This is a genomic window from Mycobacterium sp. 1165178.9 (genome assembly GCF_001673555.1).
Classification (GTDB): Bacteria; Actinomycetota; Actinomycetes; order Mycobacteriales; family Mycobacteriaceae; genus Mycobacterium.
The window spans coordinates 1-6,502 of the sequence record NZ_LZMB01000104.1; the positions used below are offsets into that span (position 1 = coordinate 1).

The 6,502-nt window shown below is 65.6% G+C and carries 6 protein-coding genes; 1 reads left to right on the top strand and 5 read right to left on the bottom strand.

All coding sequences use genetic code 11. The annotated features are described in order from the left end of the window. Window positions 1-45: 45 nt before the first annotated feature. Window positions 46-1,398 carry a salicylate synthase gene (locus A5652_RS05305; RefSeq protein WP_067347354.1) on the top strand — a complete coding sequence of 451 codons (1,353 nt, stop codon included), beginning with the start codon at window positions 46-48 and terminating at the stop codon, window positions 1,396-1,398. 27 nt (window positions 1,399-1,425) lie between these two features. Here the strand turns inward: A5652_RS05305 and A5652_RS05310 are convergent, their stop codons facing one another. The 5 genes from A5652_RS05310 to A5652_RS05330 all read right to left on the bottom strand — a co-directional run. Continuing rightward, window positions 1,426-2,340 (bottom strand): MerR family transcriptional regulator, encoded by a 915-nt coding sequence (locus A5652_RS05310; RefSeq protein ID WP_067347357.1) that lies wholly within the window; start codon window positions 2,338-2,340, stop codon window positions 1,426-1,428. 14 nt (window positions 2,341-2,354) lie between these two features. Continuing rightward, window positions 2,355-3,857 (bottom strand): NAD(P)/FAD-dependent oxidoreductase, encoded by a 1,503-nt coding sequence (locus A5652_RS05315; RefSeq protein ID WP_067347364.1) that lies wholly within the window; start codon window positions 3,855-3,857, stop codon window positions 2,355-2,357. Next, window positions 3,854-4,774 carry a reductase gene (locus A5652_RS05320; protein WP_067347359.1) on the bottom strand — a complete coding sequence of 307 codons (921 nt, stop codon included), beginning with the start codon at window positions 4,772-4,774 and terminating at the stop codon, window positions 3,854-3,856. The genes A5652_RS05315 and A5652_RS05320 overlap by 4 nt, the downstream gene beginning before the upstream one ends. Before the next feature lie 25 nt (window positions 4,775-4,799). Next, the gene (locus tag A5652_RS05325) at window positions 4,800-5,657 is read right to left on the bottom strand and encodes an SDR family oxidoreductase (RefSeq protein WP_067347362.1); all 858 of its coding nucleotides are present in this window, start codon (window positions 5,655-5,657) and stop codon (window positions 4,800-4,802) included. 2 nt (window positions 5,658-5,659) lie between these two features. Further along, on the bottom strand, window positions 5,660-6,502 hold an 843-nt coding region (locus A5652_RS05330; protein WP_067347366.1), incomplete at its 5' end, for an alpha/beta hydrolase.

Here is a 6,502-nt window from a genome sequence, read left to right on the forward strand (position 1 = left end):
AATCGGTTGCGCACAGCTACATAGGTTAGGCTACATTTACTAACCGTGACCGAGGTCAGCGTCGAGACAAGTTCCGCCGGCTCTGAGTCGCCGTCGATTCCGCTCCCCCTACATATCGATCCGGCCGACCTGGCGGCCGCGCTGGTCGCGGAACTGTCCGAGCACGTCGGGGAAGAGTATCTGCTCTACGAACGCGGTGGTGAATGGGTGCTGGCCACCGGCGTACGCGCGATGATCGAGCTGGACAGCGACGAGCTGCGAGTGAGCCGCGACGGCGTGACCCGAAGCCAGCAATGGTCGGGCAGGCCCGGGCCGGTCCTCGGTGAAGCCATCGATCGGCTGTTGCTGGAGACCGACCAGCTCTTCGGCTGGATCGCCTTCGAATTCGGCGTGTACCGCTACGGGCTGCAGCAGCACCTGGCACCGGGAACCCCACTGGCCCGGGTGTTTTGGCCGCATGGCCGCATCGTGGTGACCCGCGAGGAGGTCCGGCTGTTCGGTACGTCGGCGGCCCACCGGGACGAAGTCCTGGGCGTACTGGGCGCCGGCGTGCCCGACGTGCGCGGCGCCTCGGCGGTCGACGTGGTCGCCGACCCGTCCGCCTATCGCGATCGCGTGGCATCGGCCGTCCGCGAGATCGCCGCGGGGCGCTACCACAAGGTGATCCTTTCCCGGTCTCTGGAAGTGCCTTTCGCGCTTGATTTCCCGTCCACCTACCGCCTGGCCCGTCGGCATAACACCCCGGTGAGGTCGTTCCTGCTGCGGCTGGGTGGTATTCGTGCTGTGGGCTATAGCCCCGAACTGGTCGCGGCGGTCCATCGCGACGGCCTCGTGGTGACCGAACCGCTGGCGGGCACCCGTGCACTCGGCCATGGCGAGGCCCGTGACCGCCAGGCTCGCGACGACCTGGAGTCGAATTCCAAGGAGATTGTCGAGCACGCTATTTCGGTGCGGAGTTCGCTGCAGGAAATGGCCGAGATCGCCGAGCCGGGCACCGCCGCCGTCACCGATTTCATGACCGTGCGGGAGCGGGGAAGCGTGCAGCACCTCGGCTCCACGGTCAGCGGCCGGTTGGGGACGGGAAATGACCGGATGGATGCCCTCGAAGCGCTCTTCCCGGCGGTCACCGCGTCGGGAATTCCGAAAGCGAATGGCGTTGAAGCGATCTTGCGCCTCGACGAGGGAACTCGTGGGCTGTATTCGGGCGCGGTCGTGATGGTTTCAGCCGATGGCGGGCTTGACGCGGCGCTGACGCTGCGGGCCGCGTACGAATGTGACGGTAAGACATGGCTGCGGGCCGGTGCGGGCATCATCGAAGGGTCCACACCCGACCGCGAATTCGAAGAAACCTGCGAAAAGCTGTCCACGCTCGCGCCGTATCTGATTGCGCGCCAATAGCTTTTGCCGGAGCGAACGGACACAGGATTAGGCGGAAGAGCTCGATTCGAGATAGTCGGCCAAGATGCGGCCAACGAGCGATTCGATACTGGATTCGATCGACGAGGCGAGCGTGGCGGTGACGGTCGCCACCGCTTGAGTCCGGAAGCGCACCAGCATGGTGATCAGCTCGGCGATTTCGGCGTCGGCCGGCAGTGGTTCGCCGGGCTTGATGCGATCCAGCACGTGTTCGGCTCCCGCACGCACCAGCATGTCGCTGATCTTGTCGATCTCGGGAACGATCTGCTCGTGGAGGTCGATGAGCTTGTCGAATTTGACGCCATAGCCGCGGATTTCGTTGAAGGCTTCGATGAGCTTGGGGCGGGTGACGGTGGCTTGTGTTCCATCGATCCGGATCACCTGCAGCGCCACCAGGCGCTCGAACGCGTCGGCGTCGTCCACCAGCCGCTGGGCGTCGGCCAGCGCCATCGTTTCCGGCTTTTCGGTGGTCCAGGTGCCGACGATGGCGGTTTCGAGGCCCAGCACGTCGCCGAGATTCTTGCCTTCCTCCCACGCGCTGAGCATTTCTCGCACGTGCGCGATGTTGTACCCGCGGTCGAGCATCGAGGTGATGAGCCGCAGCCGGGTCAAGTGAGTGTCGTTGAACAGCGCGATTCGGCCCACCCGCAGTGGAGGCGGCAGTAGTCCGCGATCGCGGTAGACGCGGATGTTGCGGGTGGTGGTACCGGCCAGCCGGGCCAGGTCGTCGATCCGGTATTCGCCGGAGTTCGCCGTGCCGTCCGGCTGCCGGGCGGCCGCATCAAAAAGCTGTGACACCGCCCCCTCGATGAGTTGGCGGTACTCCCGCGACTGGCGCCGAACGCGTTTGGGTGCGCGCCGCACGTTGTGCAGCACGCTGGCGATGGTGCCGGGTTCGGGCCGCGTGGCGCGTTCGGTTGCCATGTCAGTGCGGCATTTCAGGCCGACGCGGTGGCCTGTGCCTTGGCGTGACGTGCCACCGCCTGATAGTCCTCGTACCGGAAATCCCTCATCTGGCGAAGATACTGCGTGGCGAAACCGGGGTACATCGACCCGTTGAAACCGTCCTTGGTGAGGTACCAACTGCGGCAACCCGACATCCAGGTCGTCTTGGTGAGCCGGCGTTGTAGGCCCTCGTTGTGGTGGCGCTGGACCTCTTCGCGCACATCGAGGTATCGCAGGTCGTTGTCGAGCACGGCGGTGATCCCGCGCACCGCGTAATCCAGTTGGCCTTCGATGTAAACCAGCAGGGAATTGTGTCCGGGACCGGAGTTGGGGCCGGTCATGACGAACAGGTTGGGATAGCCGTGCACGTTGATGCTCTTGTAAGCCTGCGCGCCATCGGCCCATTCGGCGGCCAGCGACCGGCCACCGAGTCCGGTGACTCCGAAGGGCGGGCCGGTCAGGTGCACGTCGTAACCGGTGGCGAACACGATGCAATCGAGGTGGTGTTCGATGCCGTCGCTGGTGCGGATGCCGACCGGGCTCAACGTGGCGATGGGCCAGTCGATGAGCTTGCAGTTGTCGCGTTGCAGGGCGGGGTAGTAGTCGCTGGAAACCAGCATGCGCTTGCATCCCGGCCGGAAGTCCGGCGTCAGCTGACGTCGCAACCACGGATCTTTCACCTGAGCGCGCAGGTGCGCCCGCCCGAGCCGGGCGACCAGCGATGTCAGTGGTGTGTCCCAGACCAGTGCCGTGGCGCTGGCTTCGTGCCCCCAGTACAGAGCCTGTCGCGCAAGCTGTTGGGTGGCAGGGACTTTGGTGAACAAGGATTGCACGGCCGGTGGGGTGGCGACGTCCAACCGTGGCAGCACCCAGCACGGCGTGCGCTGGAACACCTTGACGAACCCGGCCTGCTTGACCAGCTCGGGGATGATCTGGATGGCGCTGGCGCCGGTCCCGATGACCGCGACGCGCTTGCCGGTGAAATCGTAGTCGTGGTCCCATCGTGCGCTGTGGATCTTGTGTCCGCGGTAGCTGTCCAGGCCGCGGATGTCGGGGAAGCTGACGTCGGACAGCGGGCCGGATGCCAGCACGACGGTGCGGGCGCGAAACTTCTTGCGGTTCTTGGTGGTGGCCGTCCAGACGCCGCCGTCCTCGTCGAAGGTCAGGTCCTTGACTTCGTGACCGAACTTGATGCGGCTGCGGATGTCGAACCTGTTCGCCATGTCCTCGAGATGCCGGTAGATCTCTGGGGCGGGCGAATAGGTGCGCGACCACGTCGGGTTCTTGACGAACGAGTATGAGTACAGCAGTGACGGGACGTCGCAGCTCGCGCCCGGATACGTGGTGTCGCGCCAGGTTCCGCCGACGCGGTCGGCGCGTTCCAGCATCACGATGTCGTCGACTCCCGCTTCGGCCAAGCGGATTGCTGCCCCCAGTCCGGTGAAGCCGGCCCCGATGATGAGCGCCGCATGGGCGCGATTGTTCGCCACGGTCAGGCCGCCGGCTCGTGGGTGACTTCTCGGACCCAAGTCGGTACCGACGGCAGCAGCGGCCGCGGATACCGGTCGGAAAGCCACACCATCGAATTGGCCAGCAGGTGGTAGGGGTGGCGGGGATTCGTGATCACTCCGGCGTAGCGCCTCAGGAACCGGTAGGTCGGTACCCGCCTCGAGTGCTCAGCGCGGTCGCCCAGTTCCTTGAATCGCTTCACGGCCTTGTAGAGTCGCTCAGGCTCCATGCCCATGGCGGTGATTTCGTTCCGGATTCTGTTGATCAGCGGTGCGCCCATGACCGCGCCGATAATGAGGCCCGGGGTTGCGTTGCGGCCGATGAAGTCGATCAGCATTCGTCGAATCTTCGCGTGGCCAATCATGTCGAGAACTTCGAAATCGACTACTAGATGCCGTGATTCGTCGTTGTTGATCTTCTCGAACACCCGATGGCACACCGGGTCGTGCACCTCGTCGAGGAGGAATTTCAGCAGCGCGCCGTCCAGCGCGACCTCCAGCATCGGGATGACGGTGCCGAGCAGCGACAGTGGCATGTCGTCAGCCCAGCGGTCCAGCCAGTCGATGGCCAGCCGGATGTTCACGTTGGGCTCGGGAACCTCACCGTCCTCGAGCATGCCCCAGCGCTTCATCAGCGCCAGTTCGGCGTTGGCGTGACGCTGCTCCTCGGCGTGGAAGTAGCGGTAGATCTCGCCGATGGTCGGGGTGGGTGCCTTCTTGGCCAGCGCCGCGAATCCTCGGGCGCCGATGTTTTCGATCCAGCACAGGTCGGCCATGAACGCCTTGAGTTGTGGCCGCTGCTCATCGGTGATCATGTCGGCACCGGGTGCGTCCCAATCGATGTCGGCGAGTGCCCACTGTCGATCCTTGATTTTGGCGAGCATGGCGTCCATGTCGATGGGCATCAAAGCGCTCCTTTGCGTCGAGTGGTCAGGGCAGGTTGATTCGGGACACCAGGCCCGCCGCCCGCGTATATGTTTGGGGGGCCAGGCGTTTGATGTTCCAGCCGATCTTGGCGTCGAACTGTGGCATGCAGTAAAGCTCGCCGCGGTCGTGGGCATCCAAGCAGGTGCGTGCGACCTTCTCCGCGGACAATCCCGTCCAGCGCATCAGCTTTCCGGCCAGTTCGCTGGATTGCTCGCTGATGCGGCCGGACTCGAGGATGTTGGTCTTGACGAAGGTGGGGCACAGCACGGTGACTCGCACCGGCGTGCCGGCCAGTTCGGCGGCGAGGGTCTCCGAAAGTGAGAGCACGCCGGCCTTGCTGACGTTGTAGGCGGCCATGCCGGGCGCCGCGCCGAACGCCGCTGCGGAAGCCACGTTGATGATGCCCCGCGGCGCGCGCGACGGCTCGGCCTCGCGCAGGATCGGGGTGAACACGTGGCAGCCGTGAATGGGACCCCAAAGGTTGATGCCCAAGGTCCACAACCAGTCGTCCAGCGGCGCTTCGCCGATTGCGGCACCGCCCGCGCCGACGCCGGCGTTGTTGATCACCAGAGTAGGCGGCGCCGCGAACCAGGCCTGCGACTGTTCGGCCAGCGCCTGCACCTCCTCGAATCGCGATACGTCGCAACGGATTGCGACCGCCTTAGCGCCGCGTTCAGTGATCGTGTCGGCCGTCCGCTGCGCGGCCGCCTCGTCAATGTCACTGCACACCACCGCGCCGCCGCGCTTGCCCAATTCGACGGCGAAGGCGGCGCCGATACCGCTGCCTGCGCCGGTCACCACCGCCGAGGCGCCGCGGCTGGTTTTCGACCGATCGAGCAATCTGTCCAGGGGGCCGAACATGGTCAGTGGACCTCCTCGGTGACGGCGCGCGCGTCCTGCAGGGCGTGAGCGATGAATCGCGCGACGTAGGCCATGGCCTTGGCGGCCTCGGGTGTCATGCGTGGCAGGGCTTGGAAGACGTGCACCTGGTGGGGCCAGATCTGCAGTTCGCATCTACCACCGGCGGTCCGGATGTCGGCGGCGAGCTGGCGCGCGTCCTCCTGCAGCATCTCGGCACCACCGGCCTGGATCAGGGTGGGGGGAAGCGCGGGACCTCCGGCGACGTTGAGTGTCAGCCGTTGGTGGGTGAGGTCGACGCCGCCGTGGTAGAGGCCGACCAGGCGGACCGCGCTCGCAGCGCGGGTGGCGGGATCGGGGCGAATCCGTTCGCGCGCGAGCGACAGCTCGAACGTGAGGTCGTATAGGGGAGAGAGCAATACCATTGCGGCGGGGGGACTAGTGGCGACCTCGGGCTGCAGCAGCAAGTCGACGGAGAGGTGACCGCCCGCCGAATCTCCGGCGATGACAATCTGTTTCGGCGGCACGCCGTTGGTGTCGACCAGCCAGTCCCAGCCCGCGCGGACGTCGTCGGCCGCGGTGGGGAAGCGATGCTTTGGGGCGAGTCGGTAATCGATGCAGAACACCGGAAGGCCGGTCAGCGCGGAAAGCCAGGATGTCAACCGGCGGTGGGTCTTTGGCGAACACACGGCGTATCCGCTGCCGTGGACGTAGTAGATCGCGCCCTGGCTGATTGATGAGAGCTCGGTCTCGCTGGTGGGTGTTCGCGGTCCATAGACCCATTCGCCCTTCACGCGGCGGCCGCCGGGAAGCGTGACGTCTACCGATTCGACACGGGTGCCCGCGAG

What these genes read in the sequence shown, in the direction of transcription:
- A5652_RS05310 (WP_067347357.1), bottom strand. Translation starts at nt 2,340, where the DNA reads ATGGCAACCGAACGCGCCACGCGGCCCGAACCCGGCACCATCGCCAGC.
- A5652_RS05320 (WP_067347359.1), bottom strand. Translation starts at nt 4,774, where the DNA reads ATGCCCATCGACATGGACGCCATGCTCGCCAAAATCAAGGATCGACAG.
- A5652_RS05325 (WP_067347362.1), bottom strand. Translation starts at nt 5,657, where the DNA reads ATGTTCGGCCCCCTGGACAGATTGCTCGATCGGTCGAAAACCAGCCGC.